Annotated in this window: 21 protein-coding genes; 12 read left to right on the forward strand and 9 right to left on the reverse strand. The window is 63.8% G+C overall.

Annotated features, from left to right (window positions below):
- Window positions 1–21: 21 nt before the first annotated feature.
- The 4 genes from ACFZAI_RS22960 to ACFZAI_RS22975 all read right to left on the reverse strand — a co-directional run bounded on the left by ACFZAI_RS22960 (window position 22) and on the right by ACFZAI_RS22975 (window position 3,889).
- A complete protein-coding gene (locus ACFZAI_RS22960) occupies window positions 22–1,188 on the reverse strand; it encodes an acyl-CoA dehydrogenase family protein (protein ID WP_391569063.1) in 1,167 nt (388 codons plus the stop codon).
- Window positions 1,188–2,435, reverse strand: coding sequence for a CaiB/BaiF CoA transferase family protein (locus tag ACFZAI_RS22965; protein WP_391569064.1), 1,248 nt, complete (start codon window positions 2,433–2,435; stop codon window positions 1,188–1,190). Before ACFZAI_RS22965 ends, ACFZAI_RS22960 begins: the two co-directional genes overlap by 1 nt.
- Window positions 2,432–3,403: a Bug family tripartite tricarboxylate transporter substrate binding protein gene (locus ACFZAI_RS22970; protein ID WP_391569065.1), complete on the reverse strand. Its 972-nt coding sequence runs from the start codon at window positions 3,401–3,403 to the stop codon at window positions 2,432–2,434. The genes ACFZAI_RS22965 and ACFZAI_RS22970 overlap by 4 nt, the downstream gene beginning before the upstream one ends.
- Window positions 3,404–3,472: 69 nt before the next feature.
- Complete coding sequence (locus ACFZAI_RS22975) at window positions 3,473–3,889, reverse strand: cupin domain-containing protein (RefSeq protein WP_054426340.1); 417 nt, start codon at window positions 3,887–3,889, stop codon at window positions 3,473–3,475.
- 186 nt (window positions 3,890–4,075) lie between these two features.
- On the opposite strand from ACFZAI_RS22975, the gene folC reads away from it, so the two are divergent.
- The 4 genes from folC (at window position 4,076) to purF (ending at window position 8,295) form a co-directional block, all read left to right on the forward strand.
- Window positions 4,076–5,386, forward strand: a complete 1,311-nt coding sequence (folC, locus tag ACFZAI_RS22980; protein ID WP_391569066.1) for a bifunctional tetrahydrofolate synthase/dihydrofolate synthase — start codon at window positions 4,076–4,078, stop codon at window positions 5,384–5,386.
- 63 nt (window positions 5,387–5,449) lie between these two features.
- On the forward strand, window positions 5,450–6,256 hold the full coding sequence (locus ACFZAI_RS22985; RefSeq protein ID WP_391569067.1) for an SPOR domain-containing protein: 807 nt from the start codon (window positions 5,450–5,452) through the stop codon (window positions 6,254–6,256).
- Window positions 6,256–6,744: a CvpA family protein gene (locus ACFZAI_RS22990; RefSeq protein WP_391569068.1), complete on the forward strand. Its 489-nt coding sequence runs from the start codon at window positions 6,256–6,258 to the stop codon at window positions 6,742–6,744. The genes ACFZAI_RS22985 and ACFZAI_RS22990 overlap by 1 nt, the downstream gene beginning before the upstream one ends.
- Window positions 6,745–6,774: 30 nt before the next feature.
- Window positions 6,775–8,295 (forward strand): amidophosphoribosyltransferase, encoded by a 1,521-nt coding sequence (purF, locus tag ACFZAI_RS22995; RefSeq protein ID WP_391569069.1) that lies wholly within the window; start codon window positions 6,775–6,777, stop codon window positions 8,293–8,295.
- A 125-nt stretch (window positions 8,296–8,420) separates the two neighbouring features.
- Here the strand turns inward: purF and ACFZAI_RS23000 are convergent, their stop codons facing one another.
- From ACFZAI_RS23000 to map, 5 genes are all read right to left on the reverse strand, one after another.
- Window positions 8,421–8,942 carry a M48 family metallopeptidase gene (locus ACFZAI_RS23000; protein WP_391569070.1) on the reverse strand — a complete coding sequence of 174 codons (522 nt, stop codon included), beginning with the start codon at window positions 8,940–8,942 and terminating at the stop codon, window positions 8,421–8,423.
- 39 nt (window positions 8,943–8,981) lie between these two features.
- Entirely contained in the window at window positions 8,982–9,467 is a 486-nt protein-coding gene (locus tag ACFZAI_RS23005; protein ID WP_391569071.1) for a disulfide bond formation protein B, read from the reverse strand.
- A 51-nt stretch (window positions 9,468–9,518) separates the two neighbouring features.
- The gene (locus ACFZAI_RS23010; protein WP_391569072.1) at window positions 9,519–10,232 is read right to left on the reverse strand and encodes a MarC family protein; all 714 of its coding nucleotides are present in this window, start codon (window positions 10,230–10,232) and stop codon (window positions 9,519–9,521) included.
- 118 nt (window positions 10,233–10,350) lie between these two features.
- Window positions 10,351–12,957, reverse strand: coding sequence for a [protein-PII] uridylyltransferase (locus ACFZAI_RS23015; RefSeq protein WP_391569073.1), 2,607 nt, complete (start codon window positions 12,955–12,957; stop codon window positions 10,351–10,353).
- A 19-nt stretch (window positions 12,958–12,976) separates the two neighbouring features.
- Window positions 12,977–13,798: a type I methionyl aminopeptidase gene (gene map / locus ACFZAI_RS23020; protein ID WP_391569074.1), complete on the reverse strand. Its 822-nt coding sequence runs from the start codon at window positions 13,796–13,798 to the stop codon at window positions 12,977–12,979.
- 791 nt (window positions 13,799–14,589) lie between these two features.
- On the opposite strand from map, the gene rpsB reads away from it, so the two are divergent.
- From rpsB to rseP, 8 genes are all read left to right on the forward strand, one after another.
- Complete coding sequence (rpsB, locus tag ACFZAI_RS23025) at window positions 14,590–15,339, forward strand: 30S ribosomal protein S2 (RefSeq protein WP_391569075.1); 750 nt, start codon at window positions 14,590–14,592, stop codon at window positions 15,337–15,339.
- 181 nt (window positions 15,340–15,520) lie between these two features.
- A complete protein-coding gene (tsf, locus tag ACFZAI_RS23030) occupies window positions 15,521–16,399 on the forward strand; it encodes a translation elongation factor Ts (RefSeq protein ID WP_391569076.1) in 879 nt (292 codons plus the stop codon).
- A gap of 179 nt (window positions 16,400–16,578) precedes the next feature.
- Window positions 16,579–17,295 (forward strand): UMP kinase, encoded by a 717-nt coding sequence (gene pyrH / locus ACFZAI_RS23035; RefSeq protein ID WP_054425864.1) that lies wholly within the window; start codon window positions 16,579–16,581, stop codon window positions 17,293–17,295.
- A 14-nt stretch (window positions 17,296–17,309) separates the two neighbouring features.
- Entirely contained in the window at window positions 17,310–17,870 is a 561-nt protein-coding gene (frr, locus tag ACFZAI_RS23040) for a ribosome recycling factor (protein ID WP_377846709.1), read from the forward strand.
- Window positions 17,871–18,049: 179 nt separating this feature from the next.
- Window positions 18,050–18,814 (forward strand): polyprenyl diphosphate synthase, encoded by a 765-nt coding sequence (uppS, locus tag ACFZAI_RS23045; protein WP_391569077.1) that lies wholly within the window; start codon window positions 18,050–18,052, stop codon window positions 18,812–18,814.
- 52 nt (window positions 18,815–18,866) lie between these two features.
- Entirely contained in the window at window positions 18,867–19,724 is an 858-nt protein-coding gene (locus tag ACFZAI_RS23050) for a phosphatidate cytidylyltransferase (protein ID WP_391569078.1), read from the forward strand.
- The gene (locus ACFZAI_RS23055) at window positions 19,721–20,920 is read left to right on the forward strand and encodes a 1-deoxy-D-xylulose-5-phosphate reductoisomerase (protein ID WP_391569079.1); all 1,200 of its coding nucleotides are present in this window, start codon (window positions 19,721–19,723) and stop codon (window positions 20,918–20,920) included. Before ACFZAI_RS23050 ends, ACFZAI_RS23055 begins: the two co-directional genes overlap by 4 nt.
- A 43-nt stretch (window positions 20,921–20,963) precedes the next feature.
- Window positions 20,964–22,295 (forward strand): RIP metalloprotease RseP, encoded by a 1,332-nt coding sequence (gene rseP, locus ACFZAI_RS23060; RefSeq protein ID WP_391569080.1) that lies wholly within the window; start codon window positions 20,964–20,966, stop codon window positions 22,293–22,295.
- Window positions 22,296–22,336: the final 41 nt, after the last annotated feature.

The following is a 22,336-nucleotide window of genomic DNA, read 5'->3' on the forward strand; positions in this document are numbered from 1 at the left end:
CTGAACAGCGGGCCTGATCGGCTAGTACGACTTCGGCAGCCCCAGCACCTTTTCCGCGATAAAGCACATGATCAGCTGCGGGCTGACAGGGGCGATGCGGGGAATGAAGCTTTCCCGCAGCAGCCGTTCCACGTGGTATTCCTTGGCGTAGCCCATGCCGCCCAGCGTCATCACCGCCGTCTGGCAGGCGTTGTAACCCGCTTCGGCCGCCAGGTATTTCGCCGTGTTGGCGTAGGGGCCGCAGGGCTGGCCGGCGTCGTACATGCTGGCCGCCTTGAACACCATCAGGTCCGCCGCTTCCAGCTGCATCCAGGCTTGCGCCAGCGGGTGCTGGATGCCCTGGTTCTGGCCGATGGGGCGGCCGAACACGGTGCGTTCGCCGGCGTACTTCACCGCCCGGTCCAGCGCGGCGCGGCCGATGCCCACGGCTTCCGCCGCGATCAGGATGCGTTCGGGGTTCAGGCCATGCAGGATGTATTCAAACCCGCGGCCTTCTTCGCCGATGCGATCGGCCACCGGAATGCGCAGCCCGTCAATGAACAGCATGTTCGAGTCCACGGCCTTGCGGCCCATTTTCTCGATTTCCCGCACCTCGATCTTCTCGCGGTCCAGGTCTGTATAGAACAGCGACAGGCCTTGCGTGGGCTTATCCACCGCGGACAGCGGGGTGGTGCGCGCCAGCAGCAGCATCTTGTTGGCGACCTGCGCCGTCGAAATCCAGATCTTTCTGCCATGCACCACGTACTCATCGCCCTGGCGCACCGCGCGTGTTGACAGCTTGGTGGTGTCCAGGCCCGCATCGGGTTCGGTGACGGCGAAGCAGGCTTTTTCGCGGCCGGCGATCAGCGGTTCGAGCCAGCGCGCGCGCTGCTCGTCGCTGCCGAACACCACCACGGGGTTCAGTCCGAAGATGTTCATGTGCACGGCGGATGCGCCGGTAAAGCCCGCGCCGGAGGCCGCAATGGTCTGCATCATCAGCGCCGCTTCGGTCATGCCGAGCCCGGCGCCGCCGTATTCCTGCGGCATGGCGATGCCCAGCCAGCCGTCGCGCGCCAGATCCGCGTGCAGCGGCTCGGGAAAGCCGCCTTCGCGGTCGCGTTCCAGCCAGTATTCATCGGGGTAACGGTCACAGATGCGCGAAACGGCGTCGCGCAGCGCCAGTTGGTCAGGGGTAAAGGCGAAGTCCATCAGTCGTTTCCATCTTGGGTAATGCCACGGGCGAACAGGCTGTCGATCCGGGCGTCGTCGTAACCGGCTTGGGCCAATAGTTCGCGGCTGTGCTGGCCCAGCGTGGGGGCGGGCCGGCGTATCGAGGTCGGCGTGCCTTGGAACTGGCCCAACGGCGCGGTGGTGCGTATCCGGCCTTCGGTGGGGTGATCCATGTCCCGGATGAAGCCGGTGGCGGTCAGGTGCTCGTCTTCCAGCAGGTCGTCCACCGTGTAGAGCTGCGAGGCGGGGATGTCGGCTTGCGTCAGCGCGTCCAGCCATTCCTGGCTGGGGCGCGTGCGGATCACGTCCGCTACAAACGCATAGACCTCGCTGATGTGCACGGCGCGGGCGCCGTGTGTGCAAAAGCGCGGGTCCTGCGCCAGTTCGGGCTGGCCGATCAGGTTGAAGAAGTTGCGCCAGTGCTTGTCGTTGTAGATCAGCAGGCAGATATAGCCGTCGGCGGTGGCATACGGGCGGCGGTGCGGCGCCAGCAGGCGTGCGTAACCGGTCGGCCCCATCGGCGGGTCGAACGTGGCCCCGCCCAGATGGTCGCCCAGCACCAGATGGGCCATGCCTTCGAACATGGGAATTTCCACCTGCTGGCCGTGGCCCGTGGTCTTGGCGTGCAGCACCGCCGACACCAGCGCAATGCCCACATGCAGGCCCACCGCGCGGTCCGCCAGCGTCAACGGCGCGTAGCGCGGCACATCGCCGCTTTGCTGCGCGGACAGCGCGGCGATGCCCGTCTGGCCCTGGATCAGGTCATCGTAGGCGGGCCGGCCGGCGTAGGGGCCGGCCTCGCCAAAGCCATAGGCGCCTAAATAGACAATGCGCGGATTGCGCGCAGCCACCGCTTCGTACGACAGCCCCAGCCGGGCCATCGCTTGCGGCCGGATGTTGTAGAGCAGGGCGTCGCAGCTTTCAGCCAGTTGCAGGCAGGCTTCGCGGCCTTCAGGCGTTTTCAGGTCCAGCACAATCGACCGCTTGTTGCGGTTCAAGTGCAGATACAAGTGGCCCATGCCCGGGTTGCGCATGGGGCCTACGGCCCGCATGTTGTCGCCCGCAGGCGGCTCGACCTTGATCACGTCGGCGCCCAGGTCCGCGAGAATCTGCGTGGCGTATGGCCCCATCACCACCGAACTCAGGTCCAGGATGCGCACGCCCGACAGCGGGCCGGCGGCAGGGGGCGTATTGGGGCTGGCCTGATCAGGCGTGGCTGCTGTCATTGCTGTTCGATTCCTGCATCTTTGATCAGCTTGCCCCACAGGTCGCGCTGTTCGCTGACGAACTGCGCAAACGCTTCAGGCGTGCTGGAAAAGGCGTCGAAGCCCAGGCCGGCCAGGCGCTTCTTCACCTCGGGTTTGGCCACCACTTGGTTGATGGCGGCATTCAGTTTCGCCACCACTTCCGGCGGCAGTCCGGCCGGGCCGAAGTAGCCGTTCCAGGAGTTCAGGTCAAAGTCCTTCACGCCCGCTTCGGCCATGGACGGCAGGTCGGGCACGATGGCGCTGCGTTCGGCGGTGGACACGGCCAGCGCGCGCAACTGGCCCGATTGCACGAATGGCAGCCCCGAGGCCAGGTCCGTGAACATGAAGTCGACTTGCCCGCCGACCACATCCGTCAGCCCTTGCGGCGTGCCCTTGTACGGCACGTGCAGGATGTCGATCTTGGCGCGGTCGGCCAGCGTGGCGCCCGCGACGATGCCGGTGCTGTTGCCGCTGGCGTAGGTGATGCGGCCGGGGTTCTTCTTCGCGTCGGCCACCAGTTCGCCCACGTTCTTCCAGGGGCGCTTCGGATTCACCACCAGAATGAAGGGCAGGTTGCCGCCGCGGGCGATCGGGGTGAAGTCCTTGACCGGGTCGTAAGGCACGTTCTTCATCAGCCAGGGCGCGGCCGAATGCGACGTGTTGGTGGTGACGAACAAGGTGTAGCCGTCGGGCTTGGCGCGGGCGACATAGGCGGCGGCGATGGTGGCGTTGGCGCCGGGCTTGTTCTCGACGACGATTGTTTGGCCCAGGATGGCCGACAGTTCCTGTCCGAAGATGCGGCCAACGGCATCGGTGCCGGAGCCGGCCGGGAAGGGCACCACCAGCGTGATCGGTTTGTTGGGATAGTCGGCGGCGTGGGTGGCGGGGGCGGCCATCAAGGCCGCGCCGCTGACAAGCGCCGCGGCAAGCAGGCGATACGTGTGCATGGGTTGTCTCCAGTTTTTATATAGGGGGTCAGGCGCGGCTCTGCGGCCGCTGCCTATTGCTGCGCCAGCTCAGGCGGCAGCGGGTGGCGCCGGAAAGTCCCGGATCACGCGGTCGGGGGATTCTTCGTACGGAGGGGTGTAGATCACCAGCAGGCGGGCGGGCTCGTCGCTGGTCACGGTGAACACGTGGGGAATGTCGGGCGGGAAGTAGCAGCAATCGCCGGGGCCCATGTCGGCCCATTCGTCCTGCACTTGCGCGCGGGCGGTGCCAGACAGCAGATAACAGACCTGTTCGATGCCGGGGTGAGCGTGGGGCAGCGCGCCTTTGCCCTTGTCGATCACGCCCAGCAGCACTTCCACGCCGCGCGACCCGACGGTGTCGGGGCCGATCAGCCGGCGGTTCAGCGTGCCGGTGTGGTTGGCGGGGTGGTAGCCCGGAACGTCGGCCTCGCGGACCAGCCAGCTGGGAGTTTTTTGCTGCGTCATGTTCTTCCGTTTAAATTTTCATACGTAAATTTATTTTCACGTATGAGAAAAACATCGGCAAGCGCTTTTTCGGTGCAGATACTGTGTCGCGCCCTAGGGGATTAGGGAAAACACCGGGCGCAGACTGCTAAAATCCACGGCTGATTCAACACGTTCTTCGCCTCAACCTCCGCCCAACCCCCCGCCATGTCCCCTGTTTCCCAGCCTGACGCATCCGCCACCCTGTCTGATTGGCTCCAGTATCTGGAATCCATCCACGCCACCGCGATCGACATGGGCCTGGATCGCGTGCGCGACGTGGCCACGCGCATGGGGCTTGAGCTGTCAGGCGTGAAGTTCGTTGTTGGCGGCACCAACGGTAAAGGGTCCACCTGCGCCATGCTGGAAGCCATTCTGCTGGCGGCGGGGTACAAGGTGGGGCTGTACACGTCCCCGCACCTGATCGACTTCAATGAACGCGCCCGCGTCAACGGCCAGATCGCCTCGGATGAGGCGCTGATCGCCCAGTTTCAGGCGGTGGAAGCGGCGCGCGGCGAGGTCTCGCTGACGTACTTCGAATTCACCACGCTGGCCATCCTGCGCCTGTTCTCGCAATCGCGCCTGGATGCGGTGGTGCTGGAAGTGGGCCTGGGCGGCCGGCTGGACGCTGTCAACATCATCGACGCCGACTGCTCAATCGTTACCAGCGTCGACCTTGACCACACCGATTGGCTGGGCGACACCCGCGAAAAAATCGGTTTCGAAAAAGCCCACATCTACCGCGCCGGCCGTCCCGCCATTTGCAGCGACCCGGTGCCGCCGCAATCGCTGCTGGATCACGTCGAAAAGATCGGCGCCGACCTCTGGCTGTTCGGGCGCGACTACAACTATTCCGGCGACCGCCAGCAATGGGCGTACGGCGGCCGCGAACAACGCCGCAGCGCGCTGGCCTATCCGGCGCTGCGCGGCGCGAATCAATTGTTGAACGCGTCGGCCGCGCTGGCCGCGCTGGAATCCGTGCGCGACCGTCTGCCGGTGCCGGCGCAGGCCGTGCGCCTGGGGCTATTGCAGGCATCGCTGCCGGGCCGCTTCCAGATCCTGCCTGGCCAGCCGTCCGTGATTCTGGACGTGGCGCACAACCCGCACGCCGCCGCCGTGCTGGCGCAGAATCTGGACAACATGGGCTTTCATCCCTATACCCACGCGGTATTCGGCATGTTGAACGACAAGGATCTGGCCGGCGTCGTCGCCAAGCTGGGCACCCGCATTGATCACTGGTACTGCGCAGGCCTGCCAGGCCCGCGCGGAACGTCGGGGCAGGCGCTGGCGGAGCAGGTTGCCGCGGCCTTGCCGCCGTCGCCCGCGGGGGCGGAAAGCCCCAGCATCGCCGCCTTCGACGATCCCGCTCAGGCCTACGCCGCAGCGCGCGAACGGGCGGTCGAGAATGATAGAATCGTCGTGTTTGGGTCGTTTCTCACCGTGGCCTCGGTTTTGCAGGCTCTGGGTCGCAAGGCATAGGCAAATCGGCTCGTGGCGGCCCACCGCCATATTGCCGAAAGGCGCCGCAAGGAATTCTCTTCCATGGGTTTTTTCAAACGCAAAGATCCTGCCGACCAGGCGCAGTCCTCTAAACGGGCGGCAGTGCCTAGCGAGGTTCAGGCTGCGGAGCTGCGCGGGCGCGCGCGGCGCAGGTTGGCAGGCGCCGTGGCGCTGGTGCTGGCGGCTGTCATCATTCTTCCCATGGTGCTTGATTCGCAGCCGGTGCCGGTTGCCGACAACATTCCCATCCGGGTGCCGGACCGCAACACGCCGTTCCAGCCGCAGGTAAGCGAGCCGCAAGCGGCAGCCCCCACCACGCCGGATGCCGCACCCACCGAAGGTTCCGCCGTTCCCACGCCGCCGCCGGTTACGTCCGTGCCGCCCGTGGCAACGGCCCCGACGCCGCAGACGACCGTGCAAGTCACGCCGCCGCTTGTGCCGCCCAAGCCGGAAGCCAAACCCAAGCCCGAGCCCAAGCCGGAATCCAAGCCTGAGCCGAAACCGGCGCCCAAGCCCGAGACGCGTTCCGATGACGGCGCACGCGCGCTGGCCTTGCTGGAAGGCCGTCCGGCGCCAGCCGCGGCCGCACCGGCCGCCAAGCCCGCCGCCGCCAAGGGTAATTTCGTGCTGCAGATCGCGGCTTACACGACGTCGGAAGACGCCCAATCGCGCCGCGCCAAGCTGCATCAGGCCGGCGTCACCAATGCATTTGTGGAACAAGCCTCCATTGGAGGCAAACAGCAGTACCGTCTGCGCGTGGGGCCGTTCCCTTCGCGAGAGGCGGCACAGGCGGCCCAGGCGCGTTTGCGCACCTTGGGCTATGACAATGGTTTCATTGCTGCCCAATAGTGACCGGTTTCGACTTCGTCGTACTGGCCATCCTGGTGGTCTCGGGTGTGCTGGGCCTGGTGCGCGGCCTGCTCAAAGAGGTGCTGTCGCTGGTCGCCTATCTGCTGGCCTTTGTGGCCGCGATATGGTGGGGCCCCACGGTGTATACGTGGCTGGAGCCCTATATTGAAACGACGCTGCTGCGCATGGGAGTCTCATACGCCGTGGTGTTCATCCTAGTGCTGCTCGGTGTGGGTTTGGTCAACATGACGCTAGCCGCCTTGATCCGCAGTACCGGACTCAGCCCCGCCGATCACGGCCTGGGCGGAATGTTCGGGCTGGCCCGTGGTCTGCTGATCGTGCTGGCGTTGGTGGCCGCTGCCGGCTATACGCCGCTGCCCCAAGAGCCGTGGTGGAAGGACGCCATGTTTTCGCATTCGGCCATCGAGGCCATCAAACATATCAAAACGTGGCTGCCGCCGTCTTTGGCGACTTGGCTGCCGTATTGATTAGCTTCAAATCAACCAGGAAATCTCACCATGTGTGGAATCGTAGGGGTCATCGGGCGCGGGCCGGTCAACCAGCTGCTCTATGACAGCTTGCTGCTGTTGCAGCATCGCGGGCAGGACGCCGCGGGCATCGCGACGTCGCAAGGCAACCAATTCAATATGTACAAGGCCCACGGCCTGGTGCGCGACGTGTTCCGTACGCGCAACATGCGTTCGTTGCCGGGTACGTCTGGCGTCGGCCAGGTCCGCTATCCCACCGCGGGCTCCAGCGCCAGCGAGGAAGAGGCCCAGCCGTTCTACGTCAACGCCCCGTTCGGCATCATGTTCGCCCACAACGGCAACCTGACGAACTGGCGTGAACTGCGCGAATCGCTCTACCGGGTCGATCGCCGCCACATCAACACGAACTCCGATTCCGAAGTGCTGCTGAACGTGCTGGCGCACGAACTGCAATCGTCGGCGAACGGTGTGTCGCTGGATGATGACGCGATCTTCCGCGCCGTCTCGGCCGTGCACAAGCGCGTGCGCGGCGCCTACGCCGTCGTGGCGCAGATTTCCGGCTACGGCCTGCTCGCTTTCCGCGACCCCAACGGCATCCGCCCGTTGTGTATTGGCCGCATGGAAACCGATGAAGGCGTGGAATGGATGGTGGCCTCGGAATCGGTGGCGCTGGAGGGCAGCGGGTTTGTCTTCGTGCGCGACGTCGAGCCGGGCGAAGCCGTGTTTGTCGACCTGGACGGCCGCTTCGTCAGCCGCCAATGCGCCGACAACCCGCAACTGGTGCCGTGCATTTTCGAATATGTGTACTTCGCGCGTCCGGACTCGCTGATCGACGGCGTGTCGGTCTACGACGCCCGCTTGCGCATGGGTGAATACCTGGCCGACAAGGTGGCGCGCAACATGCGTCTGGGCGACATCGACGTCGTCATGCCCATTCCGGATTCCTCGCGTCCGGCCGCCATGCAGCTGGCCGCCCGCCTGAACCTGGACTACCGCGAAGGGCTCATCAAGAACCGCTACGTGGGCCGCACGTTCATCATGCCGGGCCAGGCGGTGCGCCGTAAGTCCGTGCGCCAGAAGCTCAATGCCATCGGCATGGAATTCAAGGGCAAGAACGTGCTGCTGGTTGATGACTCCATCGTGCGTGGCACCACCAGCCGTGAAATCGTCGACATGGCGCGCGCGGCTGGCGCCAACAAGGTGTACTTCGCGTCTGCCGCGCCTCCGGTCCGTTTCCCGAACGTGTACGGCATCGACATGCCCACACAATCGGAACTGATCGCCACCGGCCGCAGCGACGAAGAAATCGCCCGCGCCATCGGCGCTGACTCGCTGATCTACCAGGATCTGGCCGACATGCAGCAATCGGTGCGTGACCTGAACCCCAAGATGCAGCGCTTCGAGGCGTCGTGCTTCGACGGCGAATACGTCACGGGCGACATCACCGCCGAATACCTGGCCCGCCTGGGCCAGTCGCGCGCGGAGCCGGGCCAGGACGAAGGCGCAAGCGGCCTGCAATTCAACATGGGCTACGCCGCCAACGACGCTTGATCCGTCGCGCGGTGACCGCTCAATAAAAATGCCGTCCCTGGGGACGGCATTTTTTTCGTCGCGCTATTTTCATCGCGTTATTTTGATCGCGCTATTTTCGCCAAGCCCAGCATATGCGGGCGCGGTCAGCCCTTGGTATCCCACAGCGTTTCGCGCGTGGCTTCCAGGTGCGTCAGATACAGCCGCAAGTCGAACTCGTACTGGTGATAGTGCGGCTCCATGCGCAGGCACAGGTTGTAGAAGGCCTTGTTGTGGTCCTTCTCTTTCAGGTGCGCCAGTTCATGCACCGTGATCATCTTCAGGAACTCGGCCGGCACCGTCTTGAACAGCGTCGCCACGCGGATCTCGTGCTTGGCACGCAGCTTGCCGCCTTGCACGCGCGAGATGTAGGTGTGCTGCCCCAGTGCATGCTGAATGACGTGAATCTTGCTGTCATAGGCCACCTTGTTGATCAGGTCGCCATTGCGCATATAAGTGTTCTTCAAGTCCGTCACGTACTCGTACAGCGCACGGTCGGTGCGGACATCGTGCGGGCCGTCGGGGTAGCGGGACTTGAGCGCCGGACCCAGCTTGCCTTGCTCAAGCAGCGTCTGGGCCTGGCGCAGCAGATTTTCCGGATAGCCGTTCAGGTATTTCAGCGGGGTCACTAGCGGTCAGTCAAAAGCGGGGAAGCCAAAAACTCGATATCACTGCGTCCGGCCGCGTCCGAACACGACCGGCAGCGCCATGAAGAACAGGATCACGAACAGCGCCAGGCTCCACAACGCATACTCGATGCCCAGCACCGGCACCTTGGCGTCCATGCAGGTGGCGAAGATGCCGAACACCCAGGGCACGTTGCCTTCCAGGCCGATGCCGGTCATGAAGCGGTCGGCGAAGGTCTGGTCGCAAGACAGCATGTTGGCGGCAACCGTGTATTGATACCAGGCGGCAACCACGCCAGACAGCGACAGCAGGGCGGCCAGTGCGCCCGCGATGCGGGTCAGCGCGCGTCCGCCGCCAAAGCCCCCGATCAAAGCCACCACGCCAATCACCAGATAGATCAGGCGTTGCAGCACGCACCAGGCGCAGGGCGGCATATCGAAAACGTGTTGGGATATCAGGGCCACACCCACGGCGCCAAAACAGAATAGGGCGATCAGGCGAAGCAGGCGTTCAGAGCGGGTAGTCATTGTTGTTCTACGTCAGGGATGAGTCGGAGCGGGCAGGGCGCCCGGCTAGGCTTAGGCCTTGGGAATTGGAATTGGTTGCATCACTTGCGTCAGCAGGCCCAACATCAGGTCGCGCGCGCCTTCCCAGAAGATCTGCACCCCCAGGCACAGCATGATGAAGGCCGATAGCCGCATGAATACCGCGGTGCCGTTGTCACCCAGCCGGTGCAGCATTTGGGCGGCGAAGCGCAAGCAGATGTACAGCGTCAACGACACGACGATGATGCCGGGGATGGAGCCGCCCAGCCGCACCAGGCTCAGCACGTGGTTCTGGTCGCGCAGCGACACGCCCACGGTGATGGCGGCGGCGATGGAGCCCGGGCCGCAGCTGATCGGGAACGTCAGCGGGTAGAACGCGCGGGCTTTCGCCATTTCGGGGGTGAAGGATTCGGCCATGCGCGCCACGCGTTCCGTGTCGGCATCCGGCGAATTCACAAGCCGCCATGCGCTGGCAATCACCAGCATGCCGCCGCCCACGCGCACGATCGACAGCGAAATGCCGAAGAAGCTCAGCAGCACGTTGCCGGCCACCATGGCCACGATCAGCATCAGGCAGACGTTGATGGCGACGCGCTTGGCCAGCACCATCCGGGTGGACGCCGAAGCGCCTTCGGTCAGCGACAGGAAAATCGGCGCGATGGCGGGCGGGTTCAGGAAGGGCAGGAGCGTGGCCAGCGCGAAGAAAAAGCTGCCACCAAAAAAGCGCAAATAGTCGTTGAGCTGCATGGAGCGGACATCGCCTGGCCGAAAACCCGGATTGTATGCGTTCCGGGTGCTGTCTGGCGATGTCCGTCGCGGGGGCGGATCAATGGGGCGGATCGAAGGGTTGGATCAACGGGGTGGATCAAGCAACCCGCTGTTGCGCCTCTTCACCCGCCAGGGCGTCCAGCACGTCGCGTTCGAACTGCATCTGGCTGCGCGGGCGGGCCAGGGCCGAACCGTCAACGATGAACACGTCTTCCACGCGGTCGCCCAGCGTCATGATCTTGGCCATCAGCAGGTTGACTTCATGTTGCGCGAACACGCGGGCCAGCGCGTGCAACAGGCCGGGGCGGTCGGTGGCGGTCACCGACAAGCGCCACGATGTGCTGCGCTCATCCGGCTGCAATTCGGCTTGCGGCATCACCGGGAACACGCGCGACACGCGCGATTGCCGTCCGCGGCCGTAGTAGCCGCCACGGCTGGGCTGCGCTTGCGCGGCGGCCTGCGGGTCTTTCAGGCGTTCGGCCAGTTCATGTTCAACAAGCGTGGCCTGCGCGCGCAGGTCGCTGGCGCCTTCGGGCAGCAGCACGATAAAGCTGTCCAGCGCCCAGCCGTGGCGTGTTGTGTGGATGCGAGCGTCTTGAATCGACAGGCACTTGGCGTCGAAGTAGCCGCAAATGGCCACGAACAGGTCAGGCGCGTCGCGCGTGTAGACCATGATTTGCAGGCCTTCGCCCTGCTCGGTGGGCCGCGCTTTGACGACGGCCTGAGCGGGCGCCACCTGGTGATAGAGATGGCGCGTGTGCCAGGCGATGTCGGACGCATCGTGGCGCAGGAAGTAGGCCACGTCGAGCTGGTTCCAGAAGGCTTCGCGGGCGTCGTCGCGCAGGCCGGCCAGCCGCGTCAGGCGGGCCGCTTCTTCCTTGCGTTCGGTCAGCACGGTGTGGGCGTCGGCGTGCGCGCCGCCCAACGCCGCCAGCGTCAGCTTGTACAAGTCTTCCAGCAGCTTGCCCTTCCAGGCGTTCCAGACCTTGGGGCTGGTGCCGCGAATATCGGCCACGGTCAGCAGGTAGAGCGCGGTCAGATGGCGCTCGTCTTTCACGGTGGCGGCGAATTCCTGCACCACGGCCGGGTCGGAGAGATCGCGTTTTTGCGCCACGGCCGACATCAGCAAGTGCTGGCGCACCAGGAACTCGACGAGTTTCGTGTCCTCGGGCTCCATGCCGTGGTCTTGCGCGAACTTGCGCACTTCGCGCGCGCCCAGTTCGGAGTGATCGCCGCCACGTCCCTTGGCGATGTCATGGAAAAGCGCGGCGACATACAGCAGCCAGTGCCGGTCCAGCCCGGCGATCAACTGGCTGGCCAGCGGATATTCTTGCGCGTGCTCCGGCATGGTGAAGCGGCGCAGATTGCGCACCACCGCCAGCGTGTGCTGGTCCACCGTATAGGCATGGAAAAGGTCGTGCTGCATCTGGCCCACGATGCGGCGGAACACCGGCAGGTAGCGCGGCAGAATGTTCAGCATCGTCATGCGGCGCAATTCATGCACGATGCCGCGCGGCTGTTGCAGAATTTGCAGGAACAGCTTGCGGTTGACCGGGTTGCAGCGGAACTGCGCGTCGATGCGATGGCGGGAATGCCAGATGGCGCGCAACGTGCGGGCCGACATGCCGGTAAGTTCGGGGTGTTGCTGCATCACCAGGAAGGCGCGCAGCAGCAGGGTGGGATTACGTTCGAAGCCGTCGTCGCGAATGATGTCGAGGCGGTCGCGCAGGTTGCGGAAATCGTCGTCGATGTCGCACGCATCGCTGTCAGGGCGCGGAAACAGGCGCTCTTCGATGTTCTGCACCAGGATGCCATTTAACTGCGTGACCAGCCGCGCCGCCCAGTAATAGCGTTGCATCAGCAGTTCGCTGCTGCGCCGCGTGGCGGTCGCATGAATGCGGTAAACCTCGGCCAACGCCGGTTGCAGATCAAACAGCACGCGGTCTTCGCGGCGGTTCGACAGCAGGTGCAGTTCGATGCGCAGGCGCTTGAAGGCTTGTTCCGCCTTGCGCAGGTCGCGCGCTTCGGATGACGTCAACAGCCCTGCTTGCGCAACCGAACGCCAGCTATTGCCAAAGCCCGCGGCGCGCGCCATCCACAGGATGACTTGCAGATCGCGCAAACCGCCGGGCGACTCTTTGCAGTTCGGCTCCAGCGCGTAAGGCGTGTCGTGGTAGCGCGCGTGGCGCTGCTGCATTTCAACGCGCTTGGCGCGGAAAAAGGCGCGCGGGTCCAGACGCGATTTGGTCGCTGCGTCGAACTTTCTCATCAGCACGCGGCTGCCCGCCAGCCAGCGCGATTCCAGCAGCGCGGTTTCAACGGTGATGTCCGCGTCGGCCTCGCGTTCGCAGTCTTCGATGGTGCGCACGCTGTGGCCGGGCTCAAGCCCCAAATCCCACAGCGCCGCCACCAATTGTTCAATGGCCGATTCGTCTTCGCGCGTGGGCACGTGCGGCAACAGAATCAGCAGGTCGACGTCGGAATGCGGATAGAGCTCGCCACGGCCATAGCCGCCCACGGCCGCCAGCGTGGCGCCGATCGGCAGCGGGTAGTGCTTGACCAGGTCGCGCAGGGCGGCGTCCACGATGCGGCGCAGCTCGGACAACAGCGTGTCCGGGCGTTCGTGCTCGCGGAATTGGGCCACCGCGGCCCGCCGGGATTGCTGGATGCGTTCGCGCAGGGAGCTAAGAAATTCGGCGGTCATGGTGGCGGACGGCGGGGCCTCAGACGGCGGGGATGACGATGGGCTCGGTGATGAAGGCGGGCGGCTGCGGCATGCCGGGGGACAAGGTCAGCACTTCATAGCCCGTATCGGTAACGCATACAGCATGCTCCCACTGGGCGGACAGGCTGTGGTCGCGGGTCACAACCGTCCAACCATCGGACAATTGGCGGATCTCGCGGCGGCCGGCGTTGATCATGGGCTCGATCGTGAAGAGCATACCCGTCACCAATTTCACGCCCGAGCCAGGCTTGCCGTAGTGCAACACCTGCGGGTCTTCGTGAAAGCGCTGGCCAATGCCGTGGCCGCAGAATTCGCGCACGACCGAAAAGCCGTTGGATTCCGCGTGCTTCTGAATGGCGTTGCCGATGTCGCCCAGCGTGGCGCCGTTCTTAACCTGCTGGATGCCCTTCCACATGCACTCGAAGGTGATGTCGGTCAGGCGGCGCGACAGGATGGATTGTTCGCCCACGGCGTACATGCGGCTGGTGTCGCCAAACCAGCCGTCTTTGATGATGGTGACGTCAATGTTCAGCGAATCGCCGTTCTTCAGCACCTTGTCGCCCGGAATGCCGTGGCAGACCTGGTGGTTCACCGACGTACAGATGGCGCCAGGAAAGGGCGGGTAGCCGGGCGGGGCGTAGCCCACGGTGGCGGACTTCACCTTGAGTTCGTCAGTCAGGTATTCCAGGCAGAGGCGGTCCAGCTCTCCGGTTGTTACACCCGGCTTCACGTAGGGAGTGATGAAATCGAGGACTTTGGCGGCATCCTGGCAGGCGGCGCGCATCTTGGCCAGGTCGGCCGGATTGGTAATTGTGCCCATGGAGTAACTTGACGATCTCTCGCTTGAATGTCTGCTTGAAAGAATAGTAGAATTATAGGCTTCCCTAAAATTTTGGGGAGCAATCGGGTTACGGCAAGAGCCGATCCTGGCGAAAGTGGTCGAAAAATGCGCCACATGAGTTCTGCCAGTCTCTTAGCCCCGAGCGATCTTTTCATGAGATCGGCAGCAAGCCCTGAAGTTTCACCGCAAGCGAAGGTTGTGGAGCGAAATCGGGCAGGTTGTCAGGTTCTGAAAAGGCGCGCTTAAGGGCAAGCGAGGCTAAGCAGGATTTATTGGGGCGCATTTGAAATCAGTGGAGCCAGGGCGCGGCGTGCTTGTAAGCCCGGCCATGTTTTTGAGCGGCGATGCAGGTTCGGTATGGACGCCAGTTTAAGTTCTTGAAAACCTTCGGGTTTTTTGAAGAAATGCCCTGGTGGTCTGATGCGCGGGAGGGCGGCTAGCCTAATTTCGCGAAGAGCTGGATTTCGCTGCCAACAAAACAAGTCCGGGTGCGCTGAACCCCGGAAACTTCCAGGAATCTCCTGGAGTGTCTGGCTCAGCGCCATCTCTGTCCAGTACAGGCATGTTCAAGCGTGCAGTGCAAGGCTCTCGTCGTGGCGGCCGTCTGGGTTTATCGCGGAAGCAGTATTTTTATTGCGACAGTGATCGGCCGGCCCGGTTAAAATTTTTGTCCATCCCGCATGTTGCGGGAAATCGCGCGCAACACCACCCAGGGTGTCAGCAATGGCTGATGCAGGTGCGGCGCAAGAAATCAACCCTTGGAGAATTACATGTCTTTGATGCGCGAAATGCTGGAAGCGGGTGTCCACTTCGGTCACCAAACCCGTTACTGGAACCCCAAGATGGCTCCGTACATCTTCGGTCACCGCAACAAGATTCACATCATCAACCTGGAAAAGACGGTTGATAAGTACCAGGAAGCCACCAAGTTCGTGAAGCAGATCGCTGCTCGCGGCGGCAACATCCTGTTTGTCGGCACCAAGCGCGCTGCGCGTGAACTGGTCGCCTCCGAAGCCGCTCGTTGCGGCATGCCCTTCGTCGACGCCCGCTGGCTCGGCGGCATGCTGACCAACTTCAAGACGGTCAAGACCTCGGTCAAGCGCCTGAAGGACATGGAAGCCGTTGTCGCCGAAGGCGGCGCCGAGCGCATGATCAAGAAGGAAGGCCTGCTGTTCCAACGCGAACTGGACAAGCTGAACAAGTCGATCGGCGGCATCAAGGACATGAACGGTCTGCCTGACGCCATGTTCGTCATCGACGTCGGCTACCACAAGATCGCCATCGCCGAAGCCAAGACGCTGGGTATCCCGGTCGTCGCCGTGGTTGACACCAACCACTCGCCCGACGGTATCGACTACGTCATTCCGGGTAACGATGACTCGGCCAAGGCCATCGCGCTGTACGCCAAGGGCATCGCCGACGCCGTGCTGGAAGGCCGCGAACAGAACATCAACGGTCTGGTCGAAGAGCTGGGTGAAGGTCAGGAAGAGTTCGTCGAAGTGCAGGACAACCAGGCCTAAGCCTATTGTCATGTCCGGCGGTTAGCGTTCGGGAGCGGTTTTTGAAAAAGATCCGCTCCCGCCTCGCCGGCACTGCGAAGGTGGGCTCCCATCTTCCGAACCCGCGACTTGCGGGCGTCCCATCGAATCAAATCACTGCCCCGGCGAGCCGGGGCGTGTCTTAGCAAAAATTGGAGCAAACATGGCTGAAATTACCGCTGCCCTGGTCAAGGAACTGCGCGAGAAGACCGACGCGCCCATGATGGAGTGCAAGAAGGCCCTGACGGAAGCCGAAGGCGACCTGGTTCGCGCCGAGGAAATCCTGCGCGTCAAGCTGGGCAACAAGGCCAGCAAGGCTGCTGCCCGTGTCACCGCCGAAGGCCTGATCGGTCTGTTCATCTCCGCCGACGCCAAGCAAGGCGCCGTCATCGAAATCAACTGCGAAACCGACTTCGTCGCCAAGAACGACGACTTCGTGGGCTTCGTGAACAAGCTGGCCGAACTGGTCGCCACGCAGAACCCGGCCGACGTGGCCGCTCTGTCGGCCCTGCCGTTCGGTGAAGGCACCGTTGAAACGACCCGCACCGCCCTGATCGGCAAGATCGGCGAAAACATCTCGATCCGCCGCTTCGAGCGCATCGAGACCCCGAACGCGCTGGCCAGCTACGTGCACGGCGGCAAGATCGGCGTGCTGGTGGAATACTCGGGCGCCGAGGAAGTGGGCAAGGACCTGGCGATGCACATCGCCGCCACCAAGCCCAAGGCCCTGAACGCCGACGGCGTGAACCCGGCCGACATCGCCGCCGAGCGCTCGGTTGCCGAGCAAAAGGCTGCTGAATCGGGCAAGCCGGCTGACATCGTCGCCAAGATGGTTGAAGGTTCGGTCGCCAAGTACCTGAAGGAAGTGACCCTGCTGTCGCAGCCGTTCGTCAAGAACGACAAGCACACGGTGGAACAACACCTGAAGGCAAACGGCGCTTCGATCAGCAAGTTCGTGCTGTTCGTTGTCGGCGAAGGTATCGAGAAGAAGACCAGCGACTTCGCCGCTGAGGTTGCAGCCGCCGCCGCCGGCGCCGCCTGATCTCACGGTAGTGCTTAAAGGCCGGCTCTAGATTAAATTCTAGTCCGGCCTTTTTCGCCGCAGGGCCCCCGAAGTTTCAGGTTGGGGATGCCTGTGTACCCGCGTGGCGGGTGCGGCGTTGGGGGCTTGCCCCATTCTTGTCTTACACTTTCGTCGGATTGTTCTTCGGGATATCACCTATGAGCAGCAGAGCATACAAACGGGTTCTTCTCAAACTTTCCGGCGAGGCGCTGATGGGCGACGATGCATTTGGCATCAATCGTTCCACCATCGTCCGCATGACCGATGAGATCGCTGAAGTCGCCGCCACCGGCGTCGAACTGGCTATCGTCATCGGCGGAGGTAATATTTTCCGTGGCGTCGCCCCGGGTGCGCAGGGCATGGACCGCGCCACCGCCGACTACATGGGCATGATGGCCACCATCATGAACGCACTTGCCCTGCAAGACGCGCTCAAGCACAAGGGTATCGACACCCGCGTACAATCCGCCCTGAACATCGATCAGGTCGTTGAGCCCTACATCCGCCCGAAAGCCTTGCGTTACCTCGAAGAGGGCAAGGTGGTTATTTTCGCCGCGGGCACCGGCAACCCCTTCTTCACTACCGACACCGCCGCCGCCTTGCGTGGCGCCGAAATCGGAGCCGAGATCGTGTTGAAGGCCACCAAAGTGGACGGCATCTACAGTGCGGACCCCAACAAGGACCCCACTGCAACGCGTTATGCGCGTATCAGCTTCGATGAAGCGATTGTCCGCCGTCTGGAAGTCATGGACGCCACCGCGTTCGCGCTGTGCCGTGACCAGAAACTGCCGATCAAAGTGTTTTCGATCAATAAGTCCGGCGCGCTCAAGCGAGTCGTCAGCGGCGAAGACGAAGGCACCTTGGTACACGTTTAAAAAAAGGAAATTCCATGAGCGCAGCAGAAATCCGCAAATCCGCCGAAGCCAGGATGGCCAAGTCGCTTGATACGCTCAAGATCAACCTGGGCAAGATCCGCACGGGCCGCGCCCACACCGGCATCCTGGACCACGTGCAGGTCGAGTACTACGGCTCGCCCGTTCCGGTCGGCCAGGTCGCCAACGTGAACCTCGTGGACGCCCGCACCATCAGCGTGCAGCCCTACGAAAAGCACATGGCCGGCCCGATCGAAAAGGCTATCCGTGAATCGGACCTGGGTCTGAACCCCATCTCGATGGGCGACACCATCCGCGTGCCGATGCCCGCCCTGACCGAAGAGCGCCGCCGCGATCTGACCAAGGTCGTGCGCAGCGAAGGCGAAGACGCCAAGATCGCCGTGCGCAACCTGCGCCGTGAAGCGAACGAAGCGCTGAAGAAGCTGGTCAAGGACAAGGAAATCTCCGAAGACGACGAGCGTCGTTCGCAGGATGACGTCCAAAAGTTGACCGATCGCGCCGTGGCCGACATCGACAAGATGGTCGTCCAGAAAGAAGCGGAAATCATGACCGTATAATCCGTGATTGCTTCGGGGCGGGGCGGCTTTGCCGTTTCGTTCCGGCGTCAGGATTTTCTTGCCTATGCGCCGTCCTTACCATTGCCTTGCAAGTCCCTGTTGCAGCGATGGAATGACGGCGCAGGTTTTTCTCCCGTATTACTGATTTTCGCCGGCCCTCCGCGCGCAGCCCCAGACCCATGGCAACCAGTTCCACCCAGGCGGTTCCCGACACTCGCGACATCCCCGAGCACGTCGCCATCATCATGGATGGCAATGGCCGGTGGGCGACGCGGCGGCTGCTGCCCCGCACGGCCGGACACGCCAAGGGCGTGCAGGCAGTGCGCCGCGTGGTGGAAGCCTGCGGCCGCGCAGGCGTGCGCTATCTGACCCTGTTCGCGTTCAGTTCCGAGAACTGGCGCCGGCCCGCCGAAGAAGTGTCGTTGCTGATGCGCCTGTTCGTGCAGGCGCTGGAACGCGAAATCGGCAAGCTGGACGAGCAGGGCGTGCGCTTGCACGTCATCGGCGACCTGAGCGCGTTCGAACCCCGTCTGCAAGAGCTGATCGTCGCCGCCCAAGAGCGCACCGCGCATAACGACCGTCTGCACCTGACGGTCGCCGCCAACTACGGCGGACGCTGGGACATTCTTCAAGCCACCCGCGCCATGCTGGCCGCCGAGCCCACGCTTGCCGCCACGCCCGAGCTGGTGGACGAAGAGCGTCTGGCTCGTCATCTTTCGATGTCGTGGGCGCCTGAGCCCGACCTGTTCATCCGCACTGGCGGCGAGCAGCGCATTTCCAATTTCCTGATCTGGCAGATGGCCTACGCGGAGTTCTACTTCACGGACCGCTACTGGCCGGATTTCGGCGCCGCCGAGCTGCAAGCGGCTTTTGACTGGTACCGCACCCGCGAGCGGCGCTTCGGCCGCACCAGCGCGCAAGTCAGCGAAAGCGGCGCGCAGTAAACAGACGGCGACAAGCGCGTCTTTCCAAAGCAGCACACGAGGAGACCGTCATATGTTGGGCCAGCGTATCGTTACCGCCGTCATTCTGTTGGCCATTCTGGCCGCCGCAATGATCAGCGCGAACCCCTGGTGGTTTGTTGCCTTGCTTGCCCTGGCCGCCGCGTGCGCCAACTGGGAATGGCTGCGCCTGACGCTGCCGCAACCCCCGTCCCCCCTGATTTCCATTGGTGTCGCCGTGCTGCTGTTTGCCGGCATGCTGGCGCTGGCGTCCGCTTGGCTGGCGGGCGACCGCAGCGGCTGGAGCGACCCTGCCTGGGTGCTGCGTTACGTGGTGCCGGCGGTGTCGACGGTGTGGTTGTTTGGCGGGCTTACGGCGGTGGTGCGTGGCCGTTCCGACGCGCCGCCCGCCAGCCTGGGCTGGTCTGTGTTTTCCGTGCCTGCCGCATTTGCGGCCTGGGCCGTGCTGGCGCAGATGTTCGTCGCGCGCGGGGCAGGGTTCGTCGTGTCGTTGCTGGCGCTCGTCTGGGTGGCTGATATTGCGGCCTATTTTGCCGGCCGCGCGTTCGGCAAGCGTAAACTGGCCCCGCGAGTCAGCCCGGGCAAGACGATAGAAGGCGCCATTGCCGGTGTGCTGGGCGCGGTGGTCTGGATTGGCCTGTCCAGTTTGTGGGCGGGATCTTTCGGCCACGCTTTGGTTGAACGCTGGAGCTTCTGGTTGGCGCTGCCGATCGCCGCATTGCTGGGTGTCGTGTCCATTGTGGGTGACCTGTTCGAATCGCTGCTCAAGCGCCGCGCGGGCCGCAAAGACTCCAGCACGCTGTTGCCCGGTCATGGCGGGGTCTATGACCGCATCGACGCGATTCTTCCGGTTGCGCCGTTCGCGCTACTTTTGTCTGGAGTGTTGTTTTGAGGGCTTTTCAACGCGTCGTCGTGCTGGGATCGACGGGGTCGATCGGTGAAAGCACGCTGGATGTGATTGCCCGCCACCCTGATCGGCTGGCGGTTTATGCGCTGTCCGCTTACAGCCGGATGGAACGTTTGGCCGAGCAGGCGCAGGCCTGCCGAGCCGCTGTGGTGGTGGTCCCCGATGAGGCCGCCCGCAAGAAATTTACCGCCGCCTGGGCTGGCGGGCAGCCTATGCCCGAGATTCGCGTGGGCGCCCAGGCCTTGGCCGACACGGCCGCCGATACGCAATGTGATTCCGTGATGGCGGCGATTGTGGGCGCGGCTGGCCTGCCCGCGGCGCTTGCCGCCGCACGCAGCGGCAAGCGCGTGCTGCTGGCCAATAAAGAAGCGCTGGTCGCGGCGGGTTCGCTGTTCATGCAGGCGATCCGCGATAACGGCGCCGAACTGTTGCCGATCGACAGCGAGCACAACGCCATTTTTCAGTGCCTGCCCCATGGCGGGCGCGCGCAGGCGCCTGACGCGCCCGCGCCGGGTGTGCGCCGGCTGTTGCTGACGGCCTCTGGCGGGCCGTTCCGCGGACGCGACCTGGAAGACCTGCACGACGTGACGCCAGCCCAAGCTTGCGCCCATCCCAACTGGAGCATGGGCCGCAAGATTTCGGTGGACTCGGCGACCATGCTGAACAAGGGCCTGGAAGTGATCGAGGCGCACTGGCTGTTCGCCATGCCTGCCGAGCGCATCGAGGTCGTGGTGCACCCGCAAAGCGTGGTGCATTCCATGGTCGAATACGACGACGGCTCGGTCCTGGCGCAACTGGGCCAGCCCGATATGCGCACCCCCATTGCCTACGGGCTGGGGTTCCCTGAGCGCCTGGAAAGCGGGGTCGGGCCGCTGGACCTGACGCGCCTGGGCCGCCTGGACTTCGAAAAGCCGGATCTGGCCCGATTTCCCTGCCTGGCGCTCTCGTTCGCCGCTTTGCGGGCCGGGCAGGGCGCTTGCGTCGCGCTCAACGCGGCCAACGAGATCGCCGTCGACGCGTTTTTGGGCGGCCGGCTGGCCTACACCTGGATTCCGCGCGTGATCGAGGCCTCTCTTGAGTGGCAGGCGCGGCAAGCATCTGTTACGCTCAGCAGTCTTGACGATGTGCTCGCGCTGGATGCAGAGGCGCGCATCTTCGCAGGTAACCTGGGGCTGGCCTGATGGCTGGCCGCGCTTGCTTCTGATTCCCTAGATTCCGATCCCGATGCTTTTCACCCTGTTGGCCTTTGCGGTTGCGCTTGGCTCCCTGATCATCTTTCATGAGCTGGGACATTACTGGGTGGCGCGCCTGTGCGGCGTGAAGGTGTTGCGGTTCTCTGTGGGGTTTGGCAAGGTCATCCTGCGCCGCACCGACCGCCATGGCACGGAATGGGCCGTCTCCGCGTTGCCGCTGGGCGGCTACGTCAAGATGCAGGACGAAGCGCCTGCGGGCGCCAGCCCCTCCGAGGCGGCCGGCGCGTTCAACAATAAATCCGTCGGCAAGCGCATCGCGATTGTCGCCGCCGGCCCCATCTTCAATCTGATCCTTGCCGTCTTCCTGTATGCGGGCCTGAACATGGCCGGCACCGAAGAGCCGCAAGCGATCGTCGCGCAGCCCGCGGCGGACACCCCGGCGGCGCACGCCGGTCTGCTGCTAGGTGATCGCATCCTGGCCATCGACGGCCAGGAAGTCGGGTCGTGGTCGGACGCCCGTTGGCGCCTGATGGACGTCATGGCCACGGGCGGGCGCGCCCTGATCGAAGTCAGCACGCCTTCTGGCGCCGTCCAGCAGCGTGAACTGAACCTGCCCGCAAACGCCATGGACCCGTCCACGGGCGATCCGCTGGCCGCAGCCGGCATCCGCCTGGCCCAACCCAAGCCTGCCGTGCGCGCCGTCATTGATGGCGGGGAAGGGCAGGCTGCCGGTTTGCGCACGGGCGACCTGATCGTCTCGGTGGATGGCAAACCCACGCCGGATACGGGCGGTCTCGTTAAACAGATTCAGGAAAGCGCGGGCAAGACGCTGGCGCTGACCTTGGTGCGCGACGGCGCTCATATTTCTCTGAACGTCACGCCCCGCGCGGAAACGGTCAACGGCCAGGAAGTGGGCCGGCTTGGCGTCCAGCTGGGTGGCGACATCCCCATGGTCACGGTGCGCTACGGCTTGTTCGAAAGCGTCTGGCGCGGCGCGGTCCGCACCTGGGACACGGCCTGGTTCTCACTGCGCATGATGGGCCGCATGGTCACGGGCGATGTTTCCTGGCGCAACGTCAGCGGGCCCGTCACCATCGCCGACTACGCCGGACAGACCGCCCGAATCGGGATTGTTGCGTACATCGCCTATATCGCGTTGATCAGTATCAGCCTGGGCGTACTAAATTTGCTACCCATACCTATGCTGGATGGCGGCCATCTGCTGTACTATCTCGTCGAAATTGTGCGGGGCAGCCCGCCGCCAGCCAAGTGGATCGACATCGGACAGCGCGCTGGCATTGGTTTATTAGCCGGCCTGATGGGCCTTGCGCTGTTTAACGATTTCACGCGCTTATTCACTTAAGCGCGATTTAGCATAAAATCCCCCGCCATTTGCACGACCGA

The organism is Achromobacter sp. NPDC008082 (assembly GCF_042957345.1).
Classification (GTDB): Bacteria; Pseudomonadota; Gammaproteobacteria; order Burkholderiales; family Burkholderiaceae_B; genus Achromobacter; species Achromobacter kerstersii_A.

Excerpts from the sequence above, each read along its gene's own strand:
- ACFZAI_RS22960 (WP_391569063.1), bottom strand. The coding sequence starts at position 1,188 with ATGGACTTCGCCTTTACCCCTGACCAACTGGCGCTGCGCGACGCCGTT.
- ACFZAI_RS22965 (WP_391569064.1), bottom strand. The coding sequence starts at position 2,435 with ATGACAGCAGCCACGCCTGATCAGGCCAGCCCCAATACGCCCCCTGCC.
- ACFZAI_RS22970 (WP_391569065.1), bottom strand. The coding sequence starts at position 3,403 with ATGCACACGTATCGCCTGCTTGCCGCGGCGCTTGTCAGCGGCGCGGCC.
- ACFZAI_RS22975 (WP_054426340.1), bottom strand. The coding sequence starts at position 3,889 with ATGACGCAGCAAAAAACTCCCAGCTGGCTGGTCCGCGAGGCCGACGTT.
- folC (WP_391569066.1), top strand. The coding sequence starts at position 4,076 with ATGTCCCCTGTTTCCCAGCCTGACGCATCCGCCACCCTGTCTGATTGG.
- ACFZAI_RS22985 (WP_391569067.1), top strand. The coding sequence starts at position 5,450 with ATGGGTTTTTTCAAACGCAAAGATCCTGCCGACCAGGCGCAGTCCTCT.
- purF (WP_391569069.1), top strand. The coding sequence starts at position 6,775 with ATGTGTGGAATCGTAGGGGTCATCGGGCGCGGGCCGGTCAACCAGCTG.
- ACFZAI_RS23005 (WP_391569071.1), bottom strand. The coding sequence starts at position 9,467 with ATGACTACCCGCTCTGAACGCCTGCTTCGCCTGATCGCCCTATTCTGT.
- ACFZAI_RS23010 (WP_391569072.1), bottom strand. The coding sequence starts at position 10,232 with ATGCAGCTCAACGACTATTTGCGCTTTTTTGGTGGCAGCTTTTTCTTC.
- ACFZAI_RS23015 (WP_391569073.1), bottom strand. The coding sequence starts at position 12,957 with ATGACCGCCGAATTTCTTAGCTCCCTGCGCGAACGCATCCAGCAATCC.
- map (WP_391569074.1), bottom strand. The coding sequence starts at position 13,798 with ATGGGCACAATTACCAATCCGGCCGACCTGGCCAAGATGCGCGCCGCC.
- rpsB (WP_391569075.1), top strand. The coding sequence starts at position 14,590 with ATGTCTTTGATGCGCGAAATGCTGGAAGCGGGTGTCCACTTCGGTCAC.
- tsf (WP_391569076.1), top strand. The coding sequence starts at position 15,521 with ATGGCTGAAATTACCGCTGCCCTGGTCAAGGAACTGCGCGAGAAGACC.
- pyrH (WP_054425864.1), top strand. The coding sequence starts at position 16,579 with ATGAGCAGCAGAGCATACAAACGGGTTCTTCTCAAACTTTCCGGCGAG.
- frr (WP_377846709.1), top strand. The coding sequence starts at position 17,310 with ATGAGCGCAGCAGAAATCCGCAAATCCGCCGAAGCCAGGATGGCCAAG.
- uppS (WP_391569077.1), top strand. The coding sequence starts at position 18,050 with ATGGCAACCAGTTCCACCCAGGCGGTTCCCGACACTCGCGACATCCCC.
- ACFZAI_RS23050 (WP_391569078.1), top strand. The coding sequence starts at position 18,867 with ATGTTGGGCCAGCGTATCGTTACCGCCGTCATTCTGTTGGCCATTCTG.
- rseP (WP_391569080.1), top strand. The coding sequence starts at position 20,964 with ATGCTTTTCACCCTGTTGGCCTTTGCGGTTGCGCTTGGCTCCCTGATC.